Below are 1,077 nucleotides of genomic sequence, written 5' to 3'. Positions count from 1 at the left end.
GCAACGCTGCTGTATCTACAAATGATGATCATGGCGATCTACCGCGTGCGCCTCGTGGTGATGGAGGCAGGAAACAGCTTTGGATTGCTGACCACGTTTTTCAAAGAGCGTGGGTTATCGACCGTCGATATTACACTCAGCCCCGGTATTGCACCGTCACTCGCGCCTTATCAACCGGCAATGGAATTGGTTGATGATGACGGGCGGGTGATTTCCGTCGACACGGCCAAAGCAGATGACGATGACAGCGAAGAGGCTGAGGCCTTCTCAGCCGATGCCGATGAAAAAGTGACGCGCGACATTCTGGGTGAAATGCTGATCATCGCTCAGATTATGGTGACGGGTTGCGTACCGACTGAAGAGGCAAAGTTTTCTCGCCAAGATGGCGCGCTACTGAAGGAAGCTATTCTCAATGCAGCGATTACCGCGAAGAAAGCAAAACGCAAACACCTGATTACCAAAGACGTGATTGTTGCACTCGATGCGTTGAAGGCGCACCGCGAATCCAAGCGCGGTCGCATTGAGGAGATGGTCGATGCGATGAAATTGTTTACCGACGGATTTGCTGGCGAGATGTTTAATCGCCCCGGCGATGAACTACCCGACGCCGATTACATTCGCATTGATCTGGGCTCTCTGGCCAGCGGCAATGACACGAAAGACAAGCTCTCCGTTGCCTACATCAGTTTGATGAATCAAATCATTGCGCGGGCCAAGCGCACCAAAAATGACGGTCGCGACACTATTGCGCTGACCGACGAAGCCCACGTCATCACAACCGAAAAACTTCTCGCCAAATACCTCGTGACACTCGCCAAGTTGCTCGGGCGACGTGATGCCGTGTGGTTGTGGATGGCCACCCAAAATATGAAAGACTTTCCGGATGAGGCGGAAAAAATCCTGTCGATGTTCGAGTGGTGGGTATTGTTGTTCGTGAATAGCGAAGAACTGAAACAGGTCGAGCGTTTTAAATCGCTCACCGATGACGAACGGCAGATGCTGTTGAACACCCGCAAGGTGCCAAAGAAATATACCGAAGGCGTTGTGCTGGCGGATAACGTGCAAGGCCTGTTTCGA

General features: G+C 52.2%; 1 pseudogene. It reads left to right on the top strand.

Features of this window, described 5'->3' with window-relative positions:
- A pseudogene (locus ACSV5M_RS21810) lies at positions 1-1,077 on the top strand (conjugative transfer ATPase); the annotation flags it as partial.

This window comes from Cellvibrio sp. ARAG 10.3 (assembly GCF_051846955.1).
Lineage (GTDB): Bacteria > Pseudomonadota > Gammaproteobacteria > Pseudomonadales > Cellvibrionaceae > Cellvibrio.
This window is presented reverse-complemented; position numbering and strand designations above follow the sequence as displayed.